We start from the raw sequence: 25,799 nt of genomic DNA, 5'->3' as shown, positions 1-25,799 counted from the left end.
AACCATTACCCTAAAACTTAGGACACGAAAGTTGTTTGTCTTTCTTTGAGCGGCGGTGGCGGGGAGAAGGCTCAAAATCAAAAGTGTAAGCCATTGAGATCTCGTGTGAACCACCACTTGGTAAACCCAACGACGAAATGGTAATATCGTAGCTGTAACCAAACGAAAATTTGTCCTGACGGTAACCAATTAAAGCAATCAATGACTCGCGATTGGTGATGTTGTCTACGTATTTCTTGATGGGTAAGCCACGGTACCAAAGGCCTAATACGATGGGAGAATAGGTAAGGTAGACGCCTAAGTCCAATTGGTCGTATTTTCCTTGGAATTTATAATTAATGGCAGGCGAAATCGTCATTTCACGGTTCCACTCATCAGCCAAACCGGTATACCCTCCAAACGGAATGACTAACCCTGCATGAATGCTTCCTTTGATGGGCAGGCGAGTACCGTCGGCAACCTGAAAAAATCCCTGTTCAGGGCGGTTGAGGTGGTGCGCCGAAACACCGATCCAATAGCGATCAGAATAAAGCAATAATCCCGTAGCAAAACTCATGTATCCGACAGATGGTGTACCGTTGGCAGCCAGCGGGTCGGCAGTAGGATTGCCGGTAAAACCACGGTTGGTATATTGATCACCAAAGGTCAGATCGCGCAGGTCAGCGCGGCGGTTGGCGTACGTTCCCTGCAAGCCCATGCGTAGGGCCGTTGTTTCGTTAAATTTGAGTTGGTAGGCGTATTGCGCAGAGATTTCGGATGTTCTCAAACTTCCGGTTCCTTGGGTATCATTGACAAACATAAGCCCAACGCCACTATTCACGTTCGAAAAATAATGATCAACGGCAAATGACGTAGTAACGTAATTGGCGGCTAAGCCCGGCCATTGGTTACGGTAGTTCATCATGACGCGCGGCGCCAAAGCTCCCCCTGCAAAAGCAGGGTTGAGGTACAGGGGATTCGCATAGAACTGCGAAAACTGAGGGTCCTGCGCCTGCGCGACCCAAAAAGATATACCAAATAGCAGGGTTAATAATAGTCTTCTCGTCATGATACCAAACGCTACCGCAAACATTTTGCCAAATTAATCATTAAATCTCCGAGAATTTAACGGTTTTTTCAAGGAAATGTTATTTAGGTTTTAAAAAAGCCGACTGAAAAGATTGAATGCCGCTTTTGGAGGTGTTTATGAGTACTTACCTTTTAATGAAAGTTTGAGTTTTAAGAATTTAATACCGATTACTGACCTCATTGTTCAAGTTTTAAAATTCTGCTTTAGGTTTTATACAGCTAATAGGCAAAAAGAAGCTTTTTATAAAAATAAATGGCAGTAAAACGAAGCAGAAACGTAAGTTGCGAGAACTTTTGGGCATTATTAATCCAATATAAGCTTTGATACAAGAGTGATAAATTGTTACATTTGATAGTATAATTAAGAATATTACTAATCTTTCGCTATGACTCAAACAGAATTTATAAGGACATTCAATGCCTTTCCCGCAAAGGACAGACTTGCTATAGCCAAAAAAATTCAACTACAGATGGCAGATGCACTTTTTGATGAATTAGATGCTGAACTGCCGGATGTTGAACTTTCAGCATCCGAGATTCAAAAAGAAATAAATGCCTTCAGAAATGCCCAAAAGAAGAAAAATTAATGTGGTAATTGACGCAAATTGGTATATTTCAGCTTGCATCAATAAAAATTCCCGACGAACACTTTACCATAAAATTTTAAAACATACTCATTTACAGATTTACTATTCAACTGAATTACTTCAAGAATTTGAGGGTGTAATTACCCGAAAAAAGTTTTCGAAAATTATAGCACCCAATCAGATTGTCAGATTTATCACGTTAGCTCTGCTTTTTATGAAAGAAGTGCCTATTACAACAAAGCCTACTTTGGTAAGAGATGCGAAAGATGATTATTTGCTTGGAATTTGTGAAAGTTGTAATGCTGATTTTTTAGTGACCGGCGACGCCGATTTGTTAAGCTTGGAAACATATAAAAATACAGCCATAGTTACTATGGGACAGTTTGTTAGGTTTCTTGGATTGTTCTAAAAAAGGCCTACAGTCCGTAGGCCTTTCTGCTATTTTCTAAAAAAACTATTCAACAGCTGCGGGTGCAGCAGCGCCCGTTTTTTGTTCGTTTTCCAAACGTTTCTTCTTACCCATGCTGATCTTTTCGATCAACACAAAAAGAACGGGAACGACAAAGATGGCCAACGAAGTAGCGGCCAACATTCCTCCGAATACCGTCCAGCCGATGGTTTTACGTGATTCGGCAGCGGCACCGCTGGCAAATGCCAGTGGCAATACACCCAGAATAAACGCCAGAGAAGTCATGATGATAGGGCGAAGGCGTAACTGCACGGCTTCCAACGTAGCTTTGACCAACTCCATGCCGCCATCTACGCGTTCTTTGGCGAATTCTACGATCAAAATGGCGTTTTTTGCCGCCAAGCCGATCAACGTAATTAAACCGATCTGGGCATAAATGTTATTTGATAAATTGGGTAAAAACGTGAGTGTCAGAATAGAACCGAAAGCACCAATGGGAACGGCAAAAAGTACCGAGAAAGGAATCGACCAACTTTCGTATAGGGCGGCTAAGAACAGGAATACGAACACAATCGAAATGGCAAAAATGGTAGTGGTACTATCACCTGCTTTTATTTCCTCGCTGCTCATGCCCGAAAACTCGTAGCCATAACCGGCGGGCAATGTGGCTGCCGCCACTTCGCGAAGGGCGATAATTGCCTGACCGCTACTGAATCCCGGTTTGGGTGTTCCGTTGATCTCAACCGAACGGTAAATGTTATAGTGAGATATAAGAGCAGGATTCTCAATGACTTTTGTCGTGATCAAAGAGCTCAACGGAATCATGTTTCCTTCTCGGTTGCGTACGTAGAATTTTTCAATCTTATCCAACGAAGTACGGAAACTGCTGTCAGCCTGCACCACGACGCGGAAATTTCGCCCGTAAAGGTTGAAGTCATTGACGTAACTGCTTCCCAGCATGGCTGATAATGAACTGAATACCTCCGATACCGAAACGCCCAGCTTTTTGGTTTTTTCGCGGTCTACATCAATTTTGTAACTTGGTGTGCGGGTGTTAAAAAACGTAAATGCTGTTCCGATCTCGGGGCGCTTGGTAAGGGCCGCCAGAAAGTTACGGGATACGCCTTCAAACTGTTGGATATTATCGGTACTGGTGGTTTGCTGTAATTGAAACGTAAACCCTGACGTAGCACCTAAACCGGGAATAGCCGGCGGAGCGATTGCCAGAATACGGGCTTCTTTGATATCAGCGGTACGCTTCTGAATCTCTTTGATAACGCTCTGAACGTGATGCTCAGCGCCTTTTCGTTTGTCCCACGGATGCAGGTTGATAAACAGCGTACCAACGTTGGATTTATTGGAAAAACTAAGCACGTTCAATCCCGCCAAACCACCCACGACCCGCACTTCGGGAATGGATTCTACGCGTTTCATAACTTCCTTGATCATCGCAATGTTGCGCGTAGTGGAGGTAGCTTCCTGCATCTCGTAGGTTACAAAAAGGCGCCCCTCATCTTCGACAGGAACAAAACCCGTTGGTTTATTTTTGAATAAGAAAAACAGCCCAACGAACAGACAAACCATCATCACCATGACATATGGCGTTCCTTTGATCCATTTGGCTACGCCGTTGGTGTACGAGCGGGAAATTCTGTCGAACCATTTATTGAAACGATCGAAGAATTTTTCCATGAAATTTTTCTTGTCGTTGGCACCTTTAGAAGGGCGAAGCATGGTAGAACACAATGCCGGTGTCAGCGAAAGCGCCACGAAGGCCGACAAAAGCACCGAAACGGCAATCGTAATGGCAAACTGTTGGTATAGACGCCCTACAATGCCCGGAACGAAGCTAACGGGCACAAACACCGCCGCCAAGATCAGCGCAATGGCAATCACCGGGCCTGAGATTTCTTTCATTGCCTTTGCCGTAGCGTCTTTGGGCGAAAGCTTCTCGTGGTCAATATTATGCTGCACCGCTTCCACCACCACAATAGCATCATCCACTACGATACCGATGGCCAGTACGAACGCAAACAAGGTAAGCGTGTTGATGGTAAAACCAAACGGGATAAAAAAGATAAATGTACCAATAAGAGATACCGGAATAGCCAGAATAGGAATCAGCGTAGCTCGCCAGTTTTGCAGAAATAAAAATACCACGATAATAACCAAAATCATGGCTTCGGCAAAGGTGTGCATTACCTCATTGATAGAAACACGTACCACGGTAGCCGTTTCGGTTGGCATTACGTAGTCAATGTCCTTAGGGAATGTTTTCTTCATGGATTCCAACGTTCTGATTACACCATCGTACGTTTCGAGAGCATTCGCGCCCGGTGCCTGATAGATCAACACAAAAGCGGCGGGCTTCCCATTGACAAACGCATTGACCCCGTAATCAAATTTTCCCAGTTCGACCCGCGCCACATCGCGCAAATACACTACGCTTCCTTCATCGGGTGCTGTGCGTACTACGATGTCTTCAAACTGTTCCTTGGTGTTTAAGCGGCTGTTGGTCAATACGCTGTATTCAAATGTCTGCGTATTGGGCTGTGGATTTCCGCCCACGGTTCCTGCTGCGATTTGGAGGTTTTGTTCCGAAAGCGCCGCCGAAATATCGGCAGGAGTCATGCGGAGAGAAGCAAGTTTATCAGGATTCAGCCAGATACGCATTCCGAAGTCGTCAGCGCGTGAGACGATATCACCCACTCCTTTTACGCGTTGTAAGGCGTCTTTTAGGTAAATATTGGCATAGTTTCCAATGAATTGTGCATCGTGCGTGCCATTAGGTGAATATAGAGCCAGTACCACCATGATGCTGGGTTGGCGTTTCCGCACCGTAATTCCCAATCGCTTGACTGCATCAGGCAACGAAGGTTCCGCCACACTGACACGGTTTTGCACGTCCAATGCCGCGATGTTTACGTCGGTTCCTACCTCAAATACCACGTTGATACCGCTTTGTCCGCTACTCGTACTGGTGCTGGACATATAACTCATTCCGGGTACTCCATTGACTTGGGTTTCCATAGCCGTGGTGGTCGTTTGCTCTACCGTTTGCGCATCGGCTCCGATGAAGTTTCCGGAAATGGATACCGTTGGAGGAGTCACATCAGGGTATTGGGCAATGGGCAAAGTAGACAAGGAGATCAGCCCCACCAATACGATCACAATCGACGAGACAATGGCAGTAATGGGCCTTTTTATAAAAATATCTGCAATCATTTTAGAGGATTTTGGATTTTTCAGCGGTTTATCGCTGACATTTTACGATACTTTTCGATCCGTACTTCCGGCACTATTTATCCGTTTTTACGACGGAGCCTTCACGCAAATTCTGCACACCTTCAACGGCAATTTTTTCACCTTCTTTCAAGCCTTCTTTGACAATGATTGTGGTGCCGAGCGATTGGCCCGGTACAATGCGCCGTTGGCTTACTTTGCTGCTGTCCCCTGCGACATAAACGAAGAATTCACCTAATTGCTCGGTTACGGCTTTGTACGGAATCACGATGGATTTGGTGGAAGCTCGGTTAAGAACTCTCACGGTTCCGGTCATGCCGGCGCGTAATAAATTGTCGCGGTTGGGGAAAATCAATCGTGTTTTAATGGTTCCGGTTTGTGGATCTACCGCGCGGTCGATCAATTGAATTTTGCCGGGATACGGATAAATATCTCTGCCAAAGGCCAACGTGAAGGTTGAATCTTTGGATCTGTTATTTTTTAGCAGAGTCGTAAACCGATAGATTTCTTTTTGGTCCACGCCAAAATCCACAGCAAGTTGTCCATCCGTTGAAACTGTATTCAACACCGTTTGTCCGGCCGAAACGGCGGCTCCTGCTTTTACCAGTGATATACCAATGATTCCGTCAAAAGGAGCAAACACTTTGGTATAACGCACACTCGTTGAAACAGCCGAAATGTTGGCTTTGGCAGCTTCCGCCTGCTTTTTAGCTACTTCCAGTGCAGCATCGGCATTATCAACCAATTGTTTGGCTACAGCGTCGTTTTTATCCAATTCATGGTAACGGTCGGCGTCTTTTTGTGCTTTGTTGACGTTGGCTTCCTGTACTTTGAGATTGGCTACCGCCTGCTCATAATTGGCTGAATACAACTGAGCATCAATGGAATATAGAAGTTGTCCTTTTTTTACCCGTGCGCCGTCCTGAAAATGAACGCCTGTGATAAAACCCGATACCTGTGGGCGCAGTTCTACCTGATTTAAAGGAGTAATGGATGCAGGGTATTCATCGTAGTAAACGGCATCGGTCGTAGTAACTTCCTCTAACGTAACGGGCACGGCAGGAGGCGCTTGCTGGGCGGCTGATTTTTGTTCCTCTTTTTTATCGCATGAGGTCAACAATACGATGGATAATGCGACGGTAAAATAGTGTATGAGATTCGAATACATGTTATTCGTAGATTCAGTTGTTAAAAATTAAGTTGGCCGAGGGCTTTTTGTACGTCAATTTTATTGGCAAGAACTTGGTAGAGCGCGTTGTAATAATTAATGCGCGCCAAGCGCAGATCGGTCTCTGAGGTAATGACTTCCAGGTACGTTTTAATGCCCGAGCGATATTGCAATTGAAGAACATCATATACTTCACGAGCCAATTCTATGTTTTCCTTTTGGGTGAGCAGATTGGTCAAACTTCCTTTGTAGTTGCCCAACGCCCGCACATATTCCGCGTTGACGTTCAGTTGCAGACGCTTGATATCCAGATCAATTCGTTTCAATTGCCATTCGGCGGTATTGATGTTTATTTTTCGTTTTCCGCCTTGGTAAATAGGCAGTGAAAGCGTGATCGCTAAAAAGGAGTTTGGAAAATTCTTGGTGTACAGATCAAAAAACTGATTGTTCTGGAAATTTAAGTTGTAAGCACCGTTGGCCGCGACCGTTGGCAAATAACTCCATTTGGTGTATTGAAAATTATATTCCAACAATCGTTTTTGCGTGCTTAACAATTGATACTCAATGCGCGAAGTATAGTCGGCGTTTTGTAAAGTATCTAAAAAGATTTCGCGCTCCATTTGGAGGCTATCGTACTGAATTTCCAATGATTGCTCTTTTGGATAGCCCATCAATGATTTCAAATATTCCACTTTTCCTTTCAATACCTCTTCATTGCTTTTCTTGGCGGCTTTGGTATTATTGAGCGAAATCAGCGCACGTTTGTAGTCGATCTTATCCGTTACTCCTGCTTTGTACTGATTTTGAGCATCTTTCAGGCTTCGTTCCAAACGGGCAATGTCTTCATTGGATACATCAATTTGCTGCACTGTGGTCAATACATCATAAAAAGCTTTGGAGACGTCGACGGCCAAATCGGTTTTGTTGGATGTGGTAAGTTGGCTTGACTGTAATCGAACATCGTTTTGAGTACGCCTTGCCAAAAGTACATCGCGATTAAAAAGTGCCTGCGACACCGTGAATTGTCCCGCAGATATATTGCTGACCCCCAACTTTACGGGATTGCCGCCGATGATGCTGGTTTGAACAATAAAATTGTGTTGCAGGTTATAATTGAAGTTGATCTGTGGATACCAATCGGCGAGGCGACTCTTGATGTTATTTTCAGTGATGCGTTCATCAATTACGGATTGTTGGATTGCCGGTTGGTTTCTGATGGCATACTTTACAACTTCGTCCAATGTAGCCTTTTCCAACGTTCCATTTCCCAAAGTTGAGCTTGGAGGCGATTGTGCCAAGAGTGAATAAGGCGATTGAAAGAGAAATGCAACGGCAATCAGAGCGAAAAAGATCTTTTTATCTGATTTTGACCAATAGTTCATTCAGGGTAAAAATTTATAATATGACAGAGAGAATGGAAATGAATTATAGCTTAAATACGCATAAAAATCAGGAATCATTGGACACGAAGAAGGCCAATAATGTCGCTGTTTTAGTAAAATAAAGAAGACTGATCGCTGCTGTCCAATCAAAGAGTATAGCTGCGCCGGCGAATACAGGCATGGTTCTTATAAGCTTTAATTCTTAACGGCCAAATTTTGTACCGAGCGTGTATTTACATTTCGGAAGCATCAAAAAAGCCGGAAAGATGTTAAGAAAACGGATGATGTGAATAGGTGACTCCAGTTAGTAAAACAATAAATTTTTAAAAGGGTTCACAGAAGGATTGGTAAAGATTCCATTGGACGCCGCTCTTTTTGGGCATTTTCCGGACGCCGGAAAGATAAACCAACGACAATATTTTGCAGGCAATGGCCTGTTTATCAAAGAAAAGGGAGTTTATAAAACAACTTTATTCTAAAATTTATAAAAAAAATCATAATTCAGAGGTTAGGTTTAGTATAACCTTGTCTCCTGTCATTGAAGGCTGACCTTTTACGAATGAAACCTCGACCCAAAAACGAAGATACCCAGCAACTGTGGCAGGATTACCGTGCCGGCGACAGCTATGCCCTGGCTCAACTGATGCAGGTGCATTATACGGATCTTTTTCATTGGGGAATGCGACTTTATCCGGAACGGGAATTGGTCAAGGACTGCATTCAGGAGTTGTTTCTCAGTCTTTGGCAAATTCATGCTACGATCAGTGAGGTAGAAAATGTGCGGGCTTATCTACTCAAAGCGCTCAAAACCAAGCTGCTGAGAGAGCTTTCTAAAAAGCACAATCAATTCTACGAACTCACTGACGACTATGCGTTTGATGTGGTCTTTTCCGCAGATATGCGTATGATCGAAGATGAATTCGAGGTGTACCGACTCAAGCAATTGGAGAAAAGCCTTCAACAATTGCCTCAACGTCAGCAAGAGCTTATTTACCTGCGATTTTATCAAAATCTGAGTTATGATCAAATTGCCGAAACCATGCAGATCGGACGCCAATCGCTGTACAATTTACTCCAAAAGGCGTTAACGAGTTTACGGAAACATTGGCAGGTAGGACTCAACGTTTTGTTTTTGATACTATGGGGTAGATAATTGATACTCAGGTGTCTTAAAAGAAAGCTCTTAACTTAAACGAATGAAAAAATACGAAGAATATTCCACACTGGATTTTGTAAAAGACGATGCATTCCGCGATTGGGTGCAGGGCAATGGACGTGATGAAGGTTTTTGGATGCATTTTTTACAACAACATCCTGAAAAAAGGGCAGACATTCGGCAAGCTGAATTATTGATTCGGGCGATGAACGTTGTGCCTGAACAACTTTCAGAGAAAGAAATTCGTAACGAGGTCAATCAATTTTTAGAAAAAGTAAACAGCGCGCCGGAAAAAATACATGAACCAACGACCATTGAAATACATCGCCGTTGGTGGCAACGCTCGGCCTATCAGATTGCGGCGACAGTCATACTGTTAGTTATTGCGGCAGGAGCTTGGTGGATGACCGGTTCCACCAAAAAACAACTCGCCGTTGAGACAAAAAACGAAATAAACAGATCATTGGCCGAAACCGTAAACCATACCGATCGACCGTTGAAGTTAACCTTGGATGATGGTTCAGAGGTTAGACTTAGCCCTCACAGTCGGTTAAAATATGCTCCCAAATTTACGGGAGATATCAGAGAGGTATTTTTGACGGGTGAGGCTTCCTTTGAGGTTGTGAAAAAAACGCAGCCTTTTTTGGTCCGGACAGGTGAAGTAACCACCAAAGTGCTCGGGACCAGTTTTACGGTAAGAGCCTACGAAACAGATCGGCGTGTAATGGTACAGGTGCGTTCGGGTAAAGTATCCGTTTATGCTAATCATAAACAAACCGGCACGTCAGGGCCTGTGACCAAAGGCGTGATCCTGACGGCCAACCAAGCGGCGGTGTTTGAAGAAAAAGAAAGGCAATTGAGCAAAACATTGGTCGTTCAGCCCATTTTGCTGCGCCCGGAAGTTATACTTAATCATTTTGAATACGACGAAACCCCCTTGCCTCAGGTGGTTAAGCAACTGGAACAGGCCTACGGAATTCACTTTCAGTTTGACGGTGAGGTACTTAAAAATTGCAAAATAACCGCAACTCTTTCTAACGAATCACTCTATGATAAACTTAACCTGCTCTGCAAGATCACGGGGGCAACCTACGAGATTGTAGACGGACAAATTATTATTGACGCCCAAGGGTGTCAATAAAAGAAAAATCGGCAGTGGTACCAGCACCGCCGATTTGGATTTAGTTCTTTTCGTAACGTGTGTGTACGCTGTCTTAAAAAGAGGACAGTTAAAGATTATTATCTCAAACCCAATGGTCTAAACCCAAACAAATTTATGCAAAACCTTTTTACCGGTCAATTTTGGCTTCGAATTATGAGGTTTACTTTGACGCAAATGGTCGTTGCCGTGTTATTTCTGAGCATTTCCCACGCTCATAAGATGCACGCTCAGGAACTTCTGAACCAGCGACTAACGCTCAGCTTTGAAAGCACTGAAATCAAAAAAGTATTGCAACGCATCGAGAAATCGGCGCAGGTGCAGTTTATGTACAGCTCAAATGTGTTGCAAAACAGTCGTAAAGTAACCTTTGCAGCCTCCAACGAACGCTTATCAGATGTGTTGGAAAGTTTATTGACACCGCTTCAGGTATCGTATGAAGTGTCAGGAAATCGTATTTTGCTCAAGCGAAATAAAATCGAAAAAAGCGCTGCTGTCCCTGACGTTTTAACTCCCCCAAACGTATTCGCCCTCGTCGACCGGCAGGTGTCAGGAAAGGTCAGCGATGAAAATGGGGCAGGTTTGCCGGGGGTAAGTGTAATTTTAAAAGGAACGTCCAAAGGCGCAATCACAGACGTTGACGGAAAGTATACACTCAGTGTTCCCGACGGTGCCGTTTCGCTGATCTACAGTTTTGTGGGATACGAAGCGCAGGAAGTAGCGTTGGGCAATCAAACAACCTTCAATATCACCCTCAAGGTAGATGTAAAATCATTGAGTGAAGTGGTCGTGGTTGGTTATGGAACTCAAAATCGGAAAGATGTAACCGGTTCGATTGCTTCCATCAGTTCGCAAGACATCAAAGATTTGCCTGTTACCAACGTAGCCGAAGGAATGGCGGGAAAACTGCCCGGTGTATTGATTCAGCAAACTACGGGTGCGCCCGGAAACAGTCCTTCCATTAAGATCAGAGGTTTTGGCTCCATCAGTGCAGGAAACGGTCCTCTTATCGTAGTCGATGGGCAGCCGCTTAACTCAGGAGGTTTGAACAATGGCAGTGGTCTCAACCTCATGAATCCCAATGATATTGAAAGTGTGGATGTATTGAAAGATGCTTCTGCTACGGCTATTTTTGGGTCAAGAGGTGCCAACGGCGTAATGATGATTACGACCAAACGCGGAAAAGCGGGGCGTAGTCGGATCAATTTTGATTATTATACCGGCGTTCAGGAAATCAGCAAAACCATGAATATGCTGAATGCCCAACAGTTTGCGGATTTCAGCAAAGAAGCTTCCAATAATGCGTATTTGGAGCGCGTACCCGGTTCATTGGCTACTGATCCCAACAGCGTACGGGCCGCAGGAAACCGCTATCGTTATCCGCGCGGCGAATACCCGGGCATTGATTTCGACAACCCTTCGGCGCTGACTTCGTACGATTATCAAAGCATGATTTTCCGTCAAGCCCCCATGAGCAATTATCAATTGTCGGGTTCGGGCGGAACGGATAAGATTCAATACATGGTATCGGGAAATTTTCTCAAACAGGATGGAATTATCAATACCTCGGGCTTGAAACGCTATACATTCCGTTCAAATATTGATGCGCAATTATCGCCCAAATTGAAAGTGGGAATGAGCATGAGCCCTTCGTATACAACCGAACGCCGCGTAAACTCTGACGGTCACTGGGCAAACAACGGTGTAATCAATGCGGCGTTATCGCAGGCACCGATCATTCCGATTTATCAGGCCGACGGTGTGACGTACAATTCGCAGGCATCCATTGCCGGCGCGTACGATTGGGCGGGTGTAACCAATCCTGTGGCTAACATTACTGAATTGGACAATACCGCGAGCACGTTGCGATTGTTGGGAAATGCTTACGCTGAGTTAGCCATTTGGAAAGCCCTCAAATACCGTGGAAGCATTGGCGGAGATATAAACTACTTCCGTCAAAATCAATTTCAAACCTCGGCCATTCCACTCAATCAGTTATTGCCGCCGAATGCCAACGCAGGTTCTTCGAATACAAGCCAAACCATTAACTGGGTTACAAGCCACACGTTGAGTTACAATTTTGATCTGCAAAGCAACCATCATTTTGATGCCTTGGTTGGTTTTGAAGCTCAGAAAAATGATTTTGAATCCAACTTGGTCAATGCCAATAAATTCCCGAATGACATTGTTCGTACCCTTGGTGCCGGTGTCGTAATCAGTGGTAACTCTTCCAAAGAGCAATGGTCGTTAGCTTCTTATTTTGGACGGGTGGGTTATTCTTACAAAGATAAATATTTGGTGAACGCCTCCATTCGTCGCGATGGTTCTTCCCGTTTTGGAGCCAATCAGCGTTACGGGATCTTCCCATCCGGCTCTATCGGATGGCGCGTGAGCGAAGAACCTTTTATGAAAAATATTCCTGTCATATCAGACATGAAACTTAAAGTGAGCTACGGTTTAGCGGGAAATAATGCCTTCACTAACTATGGTTCTATTGGTACGTTGGGCACTGACAACTACGTTTTTGGCAATAATCTAGTCAACGGTTTAGCTACCAACAGCATTGGCAATGATAACCTAACGTGGGAAAAAAGCCGCCAGACTGACATTGGGTTGGAATTGGGCCTGTGGAAAAACCGCATTTTCCTGACCGTTGATTATTATTCACGCATTACCACTGATCTGTTGCTTTCGGTGCAGGTGCCTACGCTTACCGGCTTTGCTTCGGCAAGCCGTAACATCGGGAAAGTGGAAAACAAAGGAATGGAATTTGGGCTTACTACCCGAAACCTGACGGGCGCATTGAAGTGGAATACTGATTTCAATTTATCGTTTAATCGCAATAAAGTACTGGCACTCGGGCCAACGGGCGATGCTATTCGGAGTGGTACGGGCGTGGGGGAAACCAACATTACGGTTATTGGCAAACCGCTTGGTAATTTCTATGGTTACCAACAACTGGGCATCTTTAAAGATCAAGCCGATCTGGACAGCTACCCACACGATGCAACGGCTCGGCCGGGAGACGTTAAATTTGCTGACGTCAACGGCGATGGTAAATTCAATGCCGACGACCGTACCTTGATCGGTAATAACCAACCTGATTTTATTTACGGAATGACCAATACGCTTTCGTTTAAGGGAATTGACCTCGGCATTACGGTTCAGGGAATTCAGGGAGGACAAATTCTGAACCTGAGTCGTCGCTTCATTGAGAACCTGGAAGGAAACCAAAACCAACTCAGTACGGTGTTGGATCGTTGGAAATCGCCTCAGCAACCCGGTAACGGCGTCGTTCCGCGCGCCAATGAACGTACTACCGGCAATAACAACGCCATTTCCAGTCGTTGGGTAGAAAGCGCAAGTTATTTCCGGATTCGGAACATCACGATAGGCTATAACCTACCTAAAACAGTGCTTGATCGCGTTAAAATTCAGAGCCTTCGCTTGTACGGCGGTATCCAAAACGCATTCACTTCGACCAAATACCTTGGCTTCAACCCTGAAGTAAGCGGTTACGAAAATGCGTTGACGGGTGGCGTAGATTACGGCTCGTATCCGTTGGCACGTACGTACACGATTGGTTTAAACATTGGCTTTTAATAAAACCTAAAACGGCAAAACAATGAAAATCAGGTATATATATCTTACAGCGCTTGTATTAGGCTTCAGTAGTTGTAAAGACAGTTTTTTGAATTTGGCACCCATTTCTTCGGCCAATACCGCTACTTTTTATAAGACAAGCAGTGACATGCTCAATGCGCTCAATGGTGCTTATGGTTCACTTCAATCGGCCGGGCAGTACGGCAATTACTACGTCGTTTCTGAAATTCCCTCGGACGATACTACGCCCGTGTTATCGGGTTCGGTAACGGATCAGGATGAATTTGATAAGTTTTATTTACGTACGACCAACCCCTTTTTATTAGCCAGATGGAGCGACGGTTACAAGGGGATTTACCGGACCAACGCCATTGTAGACCGCATCGGCGCCGTAACAATGGATGAAACGCTTAAAAAACGCATTGTGGGAGAAACGAAATTCCTGCGCGCATTGATGTATTTCAATTTGGTACGGGTATTCGGAGATGTGCCTTTGGTATTGAAAGAAACCACTGATCCCGCCGAAGGCTACGAATACAGCCGTGCGCCGGTGGCCGATGTGTATACGCAAATCGTCAAAGACCTGACCGATGCTGAAAGTGCGCTGCCCGATAAATATACGGGCGCTGATATCGGAAGAGCCACCAAAGGCGCGGCCAAATCGTTGCTTGGCAAAGTTTATTTGACCCGTAAGCAATACGCCGAAGCAGCCACTAAGCTCAAAGAAGTAATCGACGGTGCGGTTTATGATCTGTTGCCGAATTATGCGGATGTTTTCAAAGCCGCCAACAAAAACCACAAAGAATCCATCTTTGACATTCAATACAAAAAAGGCTCCATCGGCGAAGGAAACGGCTTACCCAATGCCTATGCTCCCGAAAACTCAGGTAACTCGGTCGTGCAGTTCGGTGGTGGTGGTAATAACCGTCCGACGGCAGATTTTGTGAATGCGTACGAAAAAGGTGATTTGCGCCAAGCTGTCTCCATGGCAACGGGCTATACCAACGCGCAGGGCGTGCGGGTAGAATACAATCACGTTCGGAAATACTCAGATACACCGACGGTAAGCGGAGATTCGGAAGATAACTTTCCGGTATTGCGCTATGCTGACGTGCTGCTAATGTACGCCGAAGCATTGAACGAAACCGGAAAAACGTCTGATGCGCTTCCTTATCTGAATCGTATTCGGAAGCGAGCAGGTTTGGCCGATAAAGGCACGTTAAGTCAGGCAGAGATGCGTTTGGCGTTGGAGCAGGAACGTCGTATGGAGTTGGCGTTTGAAGGACATCGTTGGTTTGATCTGGTACGTACCGGACGCGCAACTACCGTTTTGAATGCCAAAGCACAGGCAATCGGTATCAAAACAAACCTTACTGACAACAACCTTATCTTTGCCATTCCGCAAAGCCAAATTGACATTAATCCGTCTAAGATCAAGCAAAATACAGGATATTAAGCTGATCCATCCCCATTGTTAGTACCAATAAAAACAGTCAGACTTCATGGTTTGACTGTTTTTATTTCATTTATTAATAGGTTAAAAATGAACTGATAGGCTCCGGATAGTTGTCGGGAGCCTATTTTATTGAATGGACTTAAAATCAGACAGAAAACATAGTAGAAAACTGCCTCCGAAGCTTTCGAAAGTAATCCATCAGGAACCCCTATCCCCGGCCCTTGCGGTCCGCCGCCGCGGCCCCTGTGAGGGAAAGGGAGTTTCTGTTCCCCTCCCTAACAGGGGAGGAGCTGGGGATGGGGTTTTACAAATCAATTCACATAACTGCTTAAGATGAAATTACTCACAAAAGCTATTCTCATATTTCTGTTTATGAATGCTTCCAATGTGTGGAGCCAGGCTCCTGCCAATCGGGTAATAAATCAATTTCCGGAGGGGACTGTTTTGCATGGAAATATTGCCTACGCTAACGATACGCTCAAAAAGCATTTACTGGATATTTATCTGCCGCCCAATGCGCAGGGAAATCTCCCGGTGGTGATCTGGGTACATGGCGGTGCGTGGATGCTGAATGATAAATACGCCGATATGAGTTATATGAAGAAGACCATTTCGGCTATTCTTGCCAATGGTTTTGCCTTAGCCTCCATTGACTATCGGCACAGCACGCAGGCCGTTTTTCCCGCTCAACTTCAGGACTGTACGCAGGCGCTGGAATTTCTCTACCAAAATGCGGGCAAGTATGGGTTGAACAAAGATCGATTTGCCCTAATGGGTTTCTCGGCAGGCGGGCATTTAGCCTCGTTATTGGCGTTATCCCAAAATAACAACGTTACGACTTTTGTTGCTCCGGGCGCTAAAAAGTCGTTTAAAATAAAGGCGGTCGTAGATTTTTATGGGCCGGCCGATTTAGTGGGAATGGTTCGCAAAGGAGACGAAAACAATCCCAAAGATCCGATTTCCCTTCTGTTAGGGGCATCGCCGATAGCTCGGCCTGATTTGGCTAAAATTGCCAGCCCGGTAACGTATGTTGATAAAAATGACCCGCCGTTTATTATCATCAATGGCGAAAAGGATGAGTCAGTGCCGTACATACAATCACAGCTCCTCGGTTCGTGGCTGACGCTTGCGGGCGTCAGAAATGAGGTGATCGTTGTCAAAGATGCGCCGCATTATGGTGAAATGTTTGACGTAGATGCCATCAAAACAAAAGTGATCGACTTCCTGAATAAAGAAGTTAAACGGTAAGTTTAGGACAAATTATGGTGATGATCTTTGCTGTCGGAAAAAGCAGAGCCAAATATCTTATCCCAAAAATCAGAACTTACCCCGTAGCCTTTGTCAGCCTCGGAATAGTGATGCAGCATATGATGCTTTTTGAGTTTTTTCCAAAAGCCTGATTTAAAATTGGCGTGATGCAGGGCATAATGACTCATGTCATAAAATAAATACCCGCTGATAAATCCCGCAAAAAAAGCCCCCAACGCATATTTCCCCAAAAAAAGCGCAAATAGAAAATAGAATGCAGTAGCCAGCGGAATACTGACGGAGGGTGGCATAACGAGCCGTTTGGCGTCGTTAGGATAGTCGTGATGAACGCCGTGAAAAATGAAATGAATGCGCTCCATAAGCTTCCCTTTTGGCGTAAAATGGAACACAAACCGGTGCATGAAATATTCCGTAAATGACCACACAAACAGTCCGGCAAGGTAATAGCCGGCAAAGGTTGCTACTGAGAAATCGCCTTCAAAAAGGGACTTCCACGAAAAATAGCCAATAACGGGAAGGAAGATAAAAAGAGGAACGGTGTAGTGGACTTTTGAAAGTGCTTCTAAAAGATCACTTTTAAACATCCTGTTAGATTCCGTTGAGTTCGAAACATATTTTTTAGGCATGTTAAGAAGGTTTTATGCGTTGACTGACGATTTTTCCGGTGGCGGTTTCAGTTCCTTTCAGTTCAATATAAAGTACATTGGGTGACCAGAATGTTCCGCCGTCGATGCGGATGAATACGCGACTCAACACACACTCTTTTTTGTTGATGTCGGTATAGACCCGGTAATTATTTTTGGCATCTTTTCTTAAAATAAGCGGCAGTTTGGAATAGGCTACAGATCTCAACTCATATTGCTCATTTCCTACTGCTTTAACGTTGATCCCGTACGCAAATTTGCGTTGAATGTAGTTCAGGTCTTTGCGCATTCCGCCTTCCGGATACCGGATCCAAAAGGCATGAACGGGGTCATTTCCTTCCAACTGACCGTTCTTATTCATGTTAAGCTCGTAACAGATCGTGTTGGTATTGGGGTCACGCTGAATATAAAACAGCAATCCGGGAATTCCATTTGGAATTGGAAAGCTCTCAGGATCAGGGAGTGGTGCTTTTTCGGCGGTGCTCTTTGTCGTAGAAAATGAAAAGAGTAGAGGCGTAATAAGCAACCACAGAATAATCGAAAATTTCATGACTGTAAAGGGAATGCTGAAATCAATTTATGCGACCGAAGACCAAGCCTCCGCCCAAGAGAAAACCTTTTCGTATCTGTCCGGAGTTTCATAATTGAGCACTTTTGCGACTTTATTGAAGTCGCCCGAGAAAGGCCCCGAAGCCTCAATATTGATGGTTGCCATGGCAGCACCGAACTCGCCTGCTTCCACTACGTCAGCACCGGCTATTTTCTTAGATAAATAACCCGCCATGTAGGTATCGCCACAGCCCGTTGCGTCTATTACCGCGGTGGGAGTGAAGGCCGGGATTTTGTGAAATTGTCCCTGCGTATAAATGACCGACCCGTGGCTGCCAAGCGTAATGATCACTTCTCTGACGCCCATATCGGCCAAGTACTTAGCACCTTCCTGTACTTTGCTTTTGCCGGTCAACACTTCCATTTCAAACTCATTTGCCTTCAAAATACTCACGTACGGAAGGGCCTCTTTCTTGTCGGACCAGTCTTTGTAAAGCACTTTTTTATCTTTTACGTACCTTAAATACCCCTGAATATCCAGCGAAACCATGCCTTTGGTAGCCAAGAGCTTCAGCAGTTCCAACGAAATATCATCGGAAAGCAAAGGGCCTAAGTGGTATATCTTGGCGTTAATGTCGGGCATGACAGGAACATCAAAAGGCGATGCTTTCTGCAATACGTTCTGCTCGCGATTGTTCTGATTGTGACTGTAAATATTCTCAAAATAAACAGAATGTTCGCTGGGTAATGCATACACTTCAACACCTGAATTTCGTAACTCTGACACCACACCAAGCTCACTCGTTGCTAATGCCGTCACGAGTGCGTACTTAATATCTGCCTTTTGGAGCGCTTTGGAAAAATAAAAAGAAGTGCCTCCCGGCATGTAATTGATCGATTGGGGTGTCACAACTTTATCAAGTGTGATATGCCCGATGGTGCAAATATCATACATACTTTTCAAACGATTTGGTGTCTGTATTCTTTAAAAGAGTTGTACATTAAAGATTGAAAACGAGGAAGCTAGATGGGGGTTCCTGCGTTCTTTATGATTTCTTTATTGCTTAACTCCGTACTTTTTAACTTAATGACCGTTCAGCCCGTTGATACCCCCAATCACCATTGTAAAATTATTGATTTCGAGGTCGGCTACTGAGGGTGCTTTTGTATCGGTTTCTTCCCAGCCCTGTACATTTAACCATATTGTCTTACATCCGGTTTCTTTGGCGGGAATTATATCTTTACTGTACGAATCTCCTATCACAACGCAGGCTTCTGCGGGCAATTGTAAGGCATCTACGCCGAGCTGATAAATGGCAGGATTAGGCTTTCTTACCCCCACCACGGCCGATTCCACTACGGCGTTGAAATACCTGTCAATGCCGAAATCACTCAAAACACTGTTGATATTTCCGTAAAAATTGGAGACCAATACCAATGGAAACAATTCAGACAGTTCTTTCAAGATAGGTGCGGCCTGCGCTACAGTTGTTTTGGCAAAATGATTACAATCGGCTGCGATCATTTCGATAAATGCATCCTCAACCTTAAAACCGTTATCTTTTAAGAATTGAAACTGCTGTTCAACTTTGAGTTGTAATGTGTCTAAAAAAGTGTGCCCGGGCTGTATGATCGGATGAATGGCCAAGGCTCTTTCTCCGTAAGAGTACGCTTTTGAAAATGTTTCCCGGTCAACCGGTACGTCGTATTTTTGATAACTCTTCCACAATACACTTCCCCAATGCAATCCATTGGTGTCGATAGTGCCACCGTAATCGAGTAAAACTCCTTCTATCATAAACAATTCACTTTAATAATCGGCGGCCGATTTGGCCTGAAAAATCATAATTTATCTGCCACCACTTCCACCGGATTTGCTTCGCCGATGGGTTGCATATTGGTTTTACGGAGCAACAACAGCCCGATCAGTATCCAAACCAACTCTCTGATGCGCACCACAATACCAATGAATACACCTGCGTTAGCGGATAATCCAATACTCTGTAATGCCAGTGCCAAGCCTCCTTCGCGCGTGCCCAATTGCATCGGAAAGAAAAAGATCAAATTGGCAAATAACGATGAACCCGAGCTAACGATCAATGACTGCACCACCGACATTTCCAAACCGATGGCCTGTGCAGTAAAATAGATCTCGGCACATCCGACCACGCGCGCCAAAAATTCCAACCCCAACGAGGTGTAAAATCGCGGTTTGCGTTCGGCATATAAGATTCGGATCTGCTCGTCGATCTCATACAAAGCGTCTTTTTTTTCTTCGAAAAAAGCAGTAGCCTTCTTTTTAACGAAAGGTATTTTCTCCAACAATCGAAAGGTACTTACGGTAACGCCGCGTTTATAAACGCGGATAAACCAAAAACCCAGCAGGACGCCCACCACCATCATAATGCCGCAACCCGTGAGCATCACCGTACTTAAAGGTACATACGCAACGATAAGCACAATCGACGCCAGCCAAAATAACACGTGCGAGAACATGTGCATCAAACTGTACAGCAACACCGACGACGTGGCTTTGCGCATTCCCAAGGCGGGTTTCAGCAACATGATTCGGTACGGCTCGCCGCCCAACGCCACAAAAGGCGTGATGTAATTGATGACATAGCCCGTAATGGTCAGTCGTAACACCTTTCTGAAAGAAAGATTACTTGCGGGCAATTGCGGCTCTTCAATGATGGCTTTAAAGGCAAATGCATTCAATACGTAAATCACCAGCCAACTGCCAATGATCGGAATGAACCAAAAACCCGTTTTCTGGATATTGGTGCTGATCACATCAATCCCCATACCGTGCACCATATAGCCGAGGAAAATAACGCCGAGGGCTAAAAACAGGGCTTTATAGAGTGTTGCACTTTTCAACTTAAGATACAATTTTTTGGTAAAAATGACGACTTACTTTCTCCTGATTCACGCACATATAAATGAGAATAGGGTTCAGAATAAAGATGTCAAACAAAAAATAGATCCAGGCTTGGTCAATAAATAACCACAAAAACAGAAACAAAACCCGCGTGTTGAACTGAATGATATTGGTATATTTCATCAATGGCTTGTTTTGCGCTCTAAACTCCGTAACGAGCCATTGGGGTAATCCGGTGCGGTATTTTGTGCGAACTGCCCCCAACAATTTTTGTAAATTAGGGGAAAAGCTTTCCTGCATTTTGGTATAATTCATGTAGAACCTTGCTACCAGTTTCATTCCAAAATCTTTGCCCCATGAAAGAGCATCGTATTCTTTTTGCAATTCAAGGCTATTGTCCAACTCACTGCCCGAGGTACCTTTGATAAAGAACAAATGAACATTGCGGTAGTAATCTGCCATGGCCGATTGCACCACGTGCGATGCTCCTGCCAATACGCCGGGCACCCAAATAAGCGCACTCCAACCTTCGTTTTGACTACGCAAACAAATGGCAATGTGAATGGCAATGAACCAAAAATCACCGGCGGCACCGTCCAAAATACGCCCCAAACGGCTTTTATTGTTGGTCATACGGGCCAACTGACCATCGGCGCTGTCGAGCGAGTTGGCAAAAACCAACAACAACATCCCGATGACATTTATCCACAATTCCTGATAGTAAAACAGAATCCCCGCCGCTACGCCGAAGAAAATACTGACAATGGTTACGGGATTGGGCGTGATACCAACTTTGGCACAAAAAAGGGCAATTTGGTAGCCGATGGGCCGATAAAACCATATATCTATCTGCTCCTCGGTATCGCTTGATTTCAAAGAGCTTTCAAAAGCGCTGCTTTTGGGTTCTTCCAACTCCTGAGTAGGTATTTTTTGAGTCAAATTATCCATTAGATGGCTATGGTAAATCGTTGAAAAATGGCTTGGGCAATGGATTCTGAGGCTTCCTGACGACACGGAGCAAAACTGGGCCAGTCATTCAGGTCAATAATATGAAATTGACCGTCTTTTCCCACAATGGCGTCGCCGCCGTAAATATGTACATTCAACACTTCGGCGGAAGCATTAGCAGCTTTTCGGAGTGCTTCTTCGTCAAAAGAATAGTACAACGATTTGCCGTTAATGTTTTCATAATCAGCGTATTTATGATGGTTGTTGGCGTACGGATAAAACCAATAGAAAAAATCGGTATTTCGTACGGCATAAAATTTAACCAGATCGCCGATCAGGTGCTCTGAAATGACCGCATCAGGAATGTCTCGTAATGCATATTCACGCAATATTTCTTTGGCTTCCCCTATGCTTGCCGCAAAGCTCACGTCTTCTTTGTGAATGGCGTGAAAATCACCGCGTTTGATCCAGAATCCTTTTCCCGGCAATTGCTCAAAAACATCGTTCCCGGCATACGAAGTGGGAACAACGAAGCTTTTTGGGTAAGGAACTCCATTTTCGACCAAGCCTTTGGTCATGTTTGTTCTGAAACAATTTTCAATTCCAAAACCTGAGTTGACAATCACTTTTCCTGCCAACTCCAATTCCTGCAACTTTTTTACCACTTCTTTTTGACGACCCATGGTAAAAATAAAAGGTTGGTCTATCGTTTCTCTTTGTAAAAATTCGTCTTCGCAACAGATGCTTACTGTGCATCCCATTCGTTCAAGTGCCTGCGCTGTTAATGAAAAAATGGCATCGTCATTTCCGATATGGTTGGGTGAAAACTTCTTGTTTCTATGTACTCCAAGTAATTCTAAGCTATTCATTATAAAGCAACTTCATGATTTGGTGTGTACTGCGCGGCGCTTAAAAAAAGCTCGGCAGTAGTAATATCTCTTACGTGATCTATATCTACGATTTTTGAGAAGGGAAAAGCTTTGATCAGTAAGTTATTATCGATCAATTGACGCTGAAAATTCCGCATCCGGCTGGTTCCGCTTTCTACTGACTGAGTGACGCAGTCAAGGGCTTTGTTTCGTAAACAATAGATTCCGCCTGAGACAAAAGATGTATTCGTAAAATTAGTATCGGTAAAAGCCGTGATCAACTGACGTTCGTCCGTTGCCACAAACAAAGGACTTTCGTCATCCACAAAAGTAGTCACAGCCATCAGACCGTCTAATTTTTTATTTTGTTCAAATTCAAGGATATACGCTTGAAATTCGTCTTCCAAAAATACGGTATCAGTTGTAGTTAAGCACAATTCGTTGATTGCTCCATTGGCCTGCAACAATTCGAAAAAGCTGTGCAACGAACTCGGGGTAGACTTTTTAATGACATGAACCGGCACATCATAGGTACTTTCCGACAAATGCTTTGCCAATGCTTCAGATGCTTCGTTGATGATGATCTGAATCGATTCCGCCCGATTTTTAATAAAGATCGCTATTAAACGGTCAATCAGCATTTCTCCATGCAGTTTTACCATTGGTTTAGGAAGTGAAAAACCTTCCTTTGCCAATCGTGAACCTTCTCCTGCTGCAATGATCGCGTAATTCATAATGTGTGTGTCAGTGAGTTATGTGGTTAAAGATCAGAGAATTAATTTAATTCTTCAACCCTTAATTTATTCTTAAAAATCAACTCTGAATCTCGCCCGGATTCCCCATTCAGATACGCCGGGATGGTTGAGGTAATTGAAACGTTTTACCAGATCCAATCGCAACAACTTGAAAATATTGGCTACGCCCACGCTGCCTTCCACATAAGGCGTACGCCCCAGTCCGTAGCTGATGGATTTGTCCTGAGCGTCTACCGGGAAGCGGAAAACCGATGACTGTTTGTCAGGATTGTTTTCATTACGCAATCCACCGACCAACGCTTTTACGCTGATCACTTCACGCAGTTTTAGCCTTTTAAGTAACGGTATTTTGTTGAATATGAATCCATTAAGATAATATTGAACATCCAGGCTTGCGTAATGGTCGCTGACGAATTCAAGAAAATTCATCAAATTATATGAATTCAATTGATATGCATACGTTTGATTGGCGCGGTGAATCATCAGCAATGGAAAAGGAATATGACTGCCAAAGATATATCCACCTTCGGTCGTAATATCTGCGTAGCCGTATTGAGAAAGGTAGTACCGTTTGGCAATATTGGCCGTCAGGGTATGATAATTGTTTTCACCCGACAAAAAGCCTTTTATGCCTACATTGTATCGAACCGTAAAAATTGGGGAGCGGTTGATGAGCGGAGTACGGTACAATTTGCCTTGGTAAAACTGCTCATTGGGTGCGTACCGAAGTTCAAGACTTAACTCGGTATTTTTCAATTGAGGCACGCGTTGGATATTTCCTTCATTATCTACTTTTTCGTAGCGCAGAATACCGGCAGGCGTTTGATTCCATTGCGAAAAGCCAACTTTGTACGAGAAATGACTGGCTAACTCGCGAATGTATTCGATCTTGAAAATGTCGTTGTACAACCAACGGTTATTGTCACCGCGTTTGAACGATAATAAAAAGTTGTCTTCCTGTACAAATTGCAGATCCTGTCCGGGAATCTTGGTATCGCGCTGAAAGCTGGCGCGGATGTAATGAAAGGGGAACTGATAGATCGATTTGTTATTCAATGAATACGTGCCGCTGAAAAAATACTTCCATTTTTCATCTTTGAAACCGTAAGCCGCATACGACTCAAAATAGAGCCGATTGCTTAATTCGGTAGTGGTGCGACCACCGAAACGAAGGCGGAAACCTTCCACAGGATTAAAACTGTAAAAAGTATTGACGGGGCCAACCTCTACAATGCCGAACGATTTGTAACCTGCTAAAAGAAGCGTAGCAATGTCCATCGTTCTACGGAAAGAAGGGATCGTTTGAAGCGTGTCTACGTTTCTGTAAATATTTTTTTCCAACAATTCCAGCGGAATATGGCGTACGTTGTTCCAGTAATCGTCGCCTCTTTTGGGCAATACTTCGGTGGTATTTTCCTGAGCCGGGCCTTTATAAACGCTGTCGGGGCGAGGTTGATTAATGGTATAATTTTTGAAATTCACCACACGTTGACCGTACAGTCCGGCAGCTTTTTCGCCCAATGCAAACTCCATTCCCAAGGTGGTTTTGCTTGGGTGATAACGCCCGTCGGAGCTTTTCTCAAATTCAAGTTTCGCTTCCAGATCGCGCATGAAGTTGAGGTTAATGTCCCGATTAACAGTCAGGTAAGCATTTTGAACGCCGTAATTGCCATCAAGGGTTATAAACAGTTTTCCTTCAAACAACATATCCGTTTTGTTGCGGGGAACAAAACCAAGTTCGATCAGCCAAGGCGTCTGGGTCTTGACGGTATCACGAATAAAAAACTTATAGAAAGTAGGAGCGGTATTGGCAATGGGACTCAATAAAAGGTTGGTCGCGATAGAAATATCATTTTTGTAAATGTCAACATCTTCGTACAAACGTCTGAAATAAGCATTTAGACCATCGTTGTCGATAAATTTAGCGTCAAATTCCGCCTTACGATCTGCTTCCACCCACTGCTTTTTAGTATATGGGTTTTTACGAAAATAGACTTTTGAAAGTTTTTCCTGCATATAAGCCGGCAGCATGCTCTTGCCGCCTAAACCGGAAGAATCCTGATTGACGAACAAAAACTGATAATTCCGAAAAATGCGGCGGTCTTTAAAGCTTTCGGAGAGGTTGCTCAACGCAAGCGCAATCTTCTCGTATTGCTCGTATTCCACGTAGTCATTGCCCGCCATTTGGTTTTGCTCTTTGTGCGCAATCACCTCGCGGATGAGTTGTACGGCCGGGTTGTCTTTGTTGCGATAACGGCTCGTTTTTCCTTTTACAGTTACCTCTTTCAGCATCACCGCGTCCACCGCCATTTTTACGTTAATGGTCTGCTCAATACCGGGAGTGACCGGTTTTTCGAGGCTTACATAACCGATATAGGTAAATTTTATGACAGATGTATTGGCCGGTAGCGTGAGGCTGTAGCGCCCCTCAGCATCTGAAGTACTGCCAATGGTGGTTCCAACTACCTGAACATTGACATAAGGCAATGTTTCGCCGGTCTTGGCATCGGTAATTGTTCCCTTTACGGTGGTTTGTGCAAACGCAGCTCCCAACGTCAGGCAAAAGATTGAAATAATGGTGGCTATATGTGTGGTCAACTTTTTCATTTTAATATGGGCCTTTTGCCCTTTGTTCAGCACGACTGTTCATTGA

The 25,799-nt window shown here is 44.3% G+C and carries 20 protein-coding genes; 7 read left to right on the top strand and 13 right to left on the bottom strand.

All coding sequences use genetic code 11. From position 1 onward, the window contains the following. Positions 1–10 precede the first annotated feature (10 nt). Positions 11–1,048, bottom strand: coding sequence for a PorP/SprF family type IX secretion system membrane protein (locus ACQY73_RS14940; protein WP_428667438.1), 1,038 nt, complete (start codon positions 1,046–1,048; stop codon positions 11–13). A gap of 406 nt (positions 1,049–1,454) precedes the next feature. Here ACQY73_RS14940 and ACQY73_RS14935 point away from each other — a divergent pair, with 406 nt between their 5' ends. Further along, positions 1,455–1,655: a hypothetical protein gene (locus ACQY73_RS14935; RefSeq protein ID WP_428667436.1), complete on the top strand. Its 201-nt coding sequence runs from the start codon at positions 1,455–1,457 to the stop codon at positions 1,653–1,655. Next, positions 1,633–2,064 (top strand): putative toxin-antitoxin system toxin component, PIN family, encoded by a 432-nt coding sequence (locus ACQY73_RS14930; RefSeq protein ID WP_428667434.1) that lies wholly within the window; start codon positions 1,633–1,635, stop codon positions 2,062–2,064. The genes ACQY73_RS14935 and ACQY73_RS14930 overlap by 23 nt, the downstream gene beginning before the upstream one ends. 45 nt (positions 2,065–2,109) lie before the next feature. On the opposite strand, the gene ACQY73_RS14925 is transcribed toward ACQY73_RS14930, so the two are convergent. The 3 genes from ACQY73_RS14925 to ACQY73_RS14915 all read right to left on the bottom strand — a co-directional run bounded on the left by ACQY73_RS14925 (position 2,110) and on the right by ACQY73_RS14915 (position 7,857). Further along, positions 2,110–5,289 carry an efflux RND transporter permease subunit gene (locus ACQY73_RS14925; protein ID WP_428667432.1) on the bottom strand — a complete coding sequence of 1,060 codons (3,180 nt, stop codon included), beginning with the start codon at positions 5,287–5,289 and terminating at the stop codon, positions 2,110–2,112. 73 nt (positions 5,290–5,362) lie between these two features. Further along, positions 5,363–6,475 (bottom strand): efflux RND transporter periplasmic adaptor subunit, encoded by a 1,113-nt coding sequence (locus tag ACQY73_RS14920; RefSeq protein WP_428667430.1) that lies wholly within the window; start codon positions 6,473–6,475, stop codon positions 5,363–5,365. 20 nt (positions 6,476–6,495) lie between these two features. Then, a complete protein-coding gene (locus ACQY73_RS14915; protein ID WP_428667428.1) occupies positions 6,496–7,857 on the bottom strand; it encodes a TolC family protein in 1,362 nt (453 codons plus the stop codon). A gap of 559 nt (positions 7,858–8,416) precedes the next feature. Here ACQY73_RS14915 and ACQY73_RS14910 point away from each other — a divergent pair. The 5 genes from ACQY73_RS14910 (at position 8,417) to ACQY73_RS14890 (ending at position 16,479) form a co-directional block, all read left to right on the top strand. Continuing rightward, entirely contained in the window at positions 8,417–9,010 is a 594-nt protein-coding gene (locus tag ACQY73_RS14910; RefSeq protein WP_428667426.1) for an RNA polymerase sigma factor, read from the top strand. 43 nt (positions 9,011–9,053) lie between these two features. Continuing rightward, positions 9,054–10,154 carry a FecR family protein gene (locus ACQY73_RS14905; RefSeq protein ID WP_428667424.1) on the top strand — a complete coding sequence of 367 codons (1,101 nt, stop codon included), beginning with the start codon at positions 9,054–9,056 and terminating at the stop codon, positions 10,152–10,154. A 135-nt stretch (positions 10,155–10,289) separates the two neighbouring features. Further along, positions 10,290–13,775 carry a TonB-dependent receptor gene (locus tag ACQY73_RS14900; RefSeq protein ID WP_428667422.1) on the top strand — a complete coding sequence of 1,162 codons (3,486 nt, stop codon included), beginning with the start codon at positions 10,290–10,292 and terminating at the stop codon, positions 13,773–13,775. A 22-nt stretch (positions 13,776–13,797) separates the two neighbouring features. Beyond that, positions 13,798–15,231: a RagB/SusD family nutrient uptake outer membrane protein gene (locus ACQY73_RS14895; protein ID WP_428667420.1), complete on the top strand. Its 1,434-nt coding sequence runs from the start codon at positions 13,798–13,800 to the stop codon at positions 15,229–15,231. A gap of 333 nt (positions 15,232–15,564) precedes the next feature. After that, positions 15,565–16,479: an alpha/beta hydrolase fold domain-containing protein gene (locus ACQY73_RS14890; RefSeq protein ID WP_428667418.1), complete on the top strand. Its 915-nt coding sequence runs from the start codon at positions 15,565–15,567 to the stop codon at positions 16,477–16,479. A gap of 2 nt (positions 16,480–16,481) precedes the next feature. Here ACQY73_RS14890 and ACQY73_RS14885 read toward each other — a convergent pair whose 3' ends face one another. The 9 genes from ACQY73_RS14885 to ACQY73_RS14845 all read right to left on the bottom strand — a co-directional run bounded on the left by ACQY73_RS14885 (position 16,482) and on the right by ACQY73_RS14845 (position 25,753). Next, entirely contained in the window at positions 16,482–17,126 is a 645-nt protein-coding gene (locus tag ACQY73_RS14885) for a sterol desaturase family protein (RefSeq protein ID WP_428667416.1), read from the bottom strand. A gap of 1 nt (position 17,127) precedes the next feature. Continuing rightward, positions 17,128–17,694, bottom strand: coding sequence for a DUF4833 domain-containing protein (locus ACQY73_RS14880; RefSeq protein ID WP_428667415.1), 567 nt, complete (start codon positions 17,692–17,694; stop codon positions 17,128–17,130). Between the two features lie 27 nt (positions 17,695–17,721). Continuing rightward, positions 17,722–18,648, bottom strand: coding sequence for a PfkB family carbohydrate kinase (locus tag ACQY73_RS14875; RefSeq protein ID WP_428667413.1), 927 nt, complete (start codon positions 18,646–18,648; stop codon positions 17,722–17,724). 129 nt (positions 18,649–18,777) lie between these two features. After that, the gene (locus ACQY73_RS14870) at positions 18,778–19,491 is read right to left on the bottom strand and encodes an HAD family hydrolase (protein ID WP_428667411.1); all 714 of its coding nucleotides are present in this window, start codon (positions 19,489–19,491) and stop codon (positions 18,778–18,780) included. A 44-nt stretch (positions 19,492–19,535) separates the two neighbouring features. Then, positions 19,536–20,573 carry a lysylphosphatidylglycerol synthase transmembrane domain-containing protein gene (locus tag ACQY73_RS14865; protein WP_428667409.1) on the bottom strand — a complete coding sequence of 346 codons (1,038 nt, stop codon included), beginning with the start codon at positions 20,571–20,573 and terminating at the stop codon, positions 19,536–19,538. Position 20,574: 1 nt separating this feature from the next. After that, positions 20,575–21,522 carry a CDP-alcohol phosphatidyltransferase family protein gene (locus ACQY73_RS14860; protein ID WP_428667407.1) on the bottom strand — a complete coding sequence of 316 codons (948 nt, stop codon included), beginning with the start codon at positions 21,520–21,522 and terminating at the stop codon, positions 20,575–20,577. Further along, entirely contained in the window at positions 21,522–22,391 is an 870-nt protein-coding gene (locus tag ACQY73_RS14855; RefSeq protein WP_428667405.1) for a hypothetical protein, read from the bottom strand. The genes ACQY73_RS14860 and ACQY73_RS14855 overlap by 1 nt, the downstream gene beginning before the upstream one ends. Continuing rightward, positions 22,391–23,125, bottom strand: a complete 735-nt coding sequence (locus ACQY73_RS14850) for an NTP transferase domain-containing protein (RefSeq protein ID WP_428667403.1) — start codon at positions 23,123–23,125, stop codon at positions 22,391–22,393. Before ACQY73_RS14850 ends, ACQY73_RS14855 begins: the two co-directional genes overlap by 1 nt. Before the next feature lie 72 nt (positions 23,126–23,197). Beyond that, positions 23,198–25,753 carry a DUF5686 family protein gene (locus tag ACQY73_RS14845; protein ID WP_428667401.1) on the bottom strand — a complete coding sequence of 852 codons (2,556 nt, stop codon included), beginning with the start codon at positions 25,751–25,753 and terminating at the stop codon, positions 23,198–23,200. Positions 25,754–25,799: the final 46 nt, after the last annotated feature.

Source organism: Runella sp., from assembly GCF_965279615.1.
Taxonomy (GTDB): domain Bacteria; phylum Bacteroidota; class Bacteroidia; order Cytophagales; family Spirosomataceae; genus Runella.
The sequence above is the reverse complement of the archived record's forward strand: the minus strand, read 5'-3'. Positions and strand labels throughout refer to the sequence as shown.

Coding starts and splice junctions, on each gene's coding strand:
- ACQY73_RS14870 (WP_428667411.1), bottom strand. CDS start 19,491: ATGATAGAAGGAGTTTTACTCGATTACGGTGGCACTATCGACACCAAT.
- ACQY73_RS14900 (WP_428667422.1), top strand. CDS start 10,290: ATGCAAAACCTTTTTACCGGTCAATTTTGGCTTCGAATTATGAGGTTT.
- ACQY73_RS14850 (WP_428667403.1), bottom strand. CDS start 23,125: ATGAATTACGCGATCATTGCAGCAGGAGAAGGTTCACGATTGGCAAAG.
- ACQY73_RS14895 (WP_428667420.1), top strand. CDS start 13,798: ATGAAAATCAGGTATATATATCTTACAGCGCTTGTATTAGGCTTCAGT.
- ACQY73_RS14940 (WP_428667438.1), bottom strand. CDS start 1,048: ATGACGAGAAGACTATTATTAACCCTGCTATTTGGTATATCTTTTTGG.
- ACQY73_RS14885 (WP_428667416.1), bottom strand. CDS start 17,126: ATGCCTAAAAAATATGTTTCGAACTCAACGGAATCTAACAGGATGTTT.
- ACQY73_RS14845 (WP_428667401.1), bottom strand. CDS start 25,753: ATGAAAAAGTTGACCACACATATAGCCACCATTATTTCAATCTTTTGC.
- ACQY73_RS14920 (WP_428667430.1), bottom strand. CDS start 6,475: ATGTATTCGAATCTCATACACTATTTTACCGTCGCATTATCCATCGTA.
- ACQY73_RS14910 (WP_428667426.1), top strand. CDS start 8,417: ATGAAACCTCGACCCAAAAACGAAGATACCCAGCAACTGTGGCAGGAT.
- ACQY73_RS14930 (WP_428667434.1), top strand. CDS start 1,633: ATGCCCAAAAGAAGAAAAATTAATGTGGTAATTGACGCAAATTGGTAT.
- ACQY73_RS14925 (WP_428667432.1), bottom strand. CDS start 5,289: ATGATTGCAGATATTTTTATAAAAAGGCCCATTACTGCCATTGTCTCG.
- ACQY73_RS14875 (WP_428667413.1), bottom strand. CDS start 18,648: ATGTATGATATTTGCACCATCGGGCATATCACACTTGATAAAGTTGTG.
- ACQY73_RS14905 (WP_428667424.1), top strand. CDS start 9,054: ATGAAAAAATACGAAGAATATTCCACACTGGATTTTGTAAAAGACGAT.
- ACQY73_RS14855 (WP_428667405.1), bottom strand. CDS start 22,391: ATGAATAGCTTAGAATTACTTGGAGTACATAGAAACAAGAAGTTTTCA.
- ACQY73_RS14915 (WP_428667428.1), bottom strand. CDS start 7,857: ATGAACTATTGGTCAAAATCAGATAAAAAGATCTTTTTCGCTCTGATT.
- ACQY73_RS14860 (WP_428667407.1), bottom strand. CDS start 21,522: ATGGATAATTTGACTCAAAAAATACCTACTCAGGAGTTGGAAGAACCC.
- ACQY73_RS14935 (WP_428667436.1), top strand. CDS start 1,455: ATGACTCAAACAGAATTTATAAGGACATTCAATGCCTTTCCCGCAAAG.
- ACQY73_RS14890 (WP_428667418.1), top strand. CDS start 15,565: ATGAAATTACTCACAAAAGCTATTCTCATATTTCTGTTTATGAATGCT.
- ACQY73_RS14880 (WP_428667415.1), bottom strand. CDS start 17,694: ATGAAATTTTCGATTATTCTGTGGTTGCTTATTACGCCTCTACTCTTT.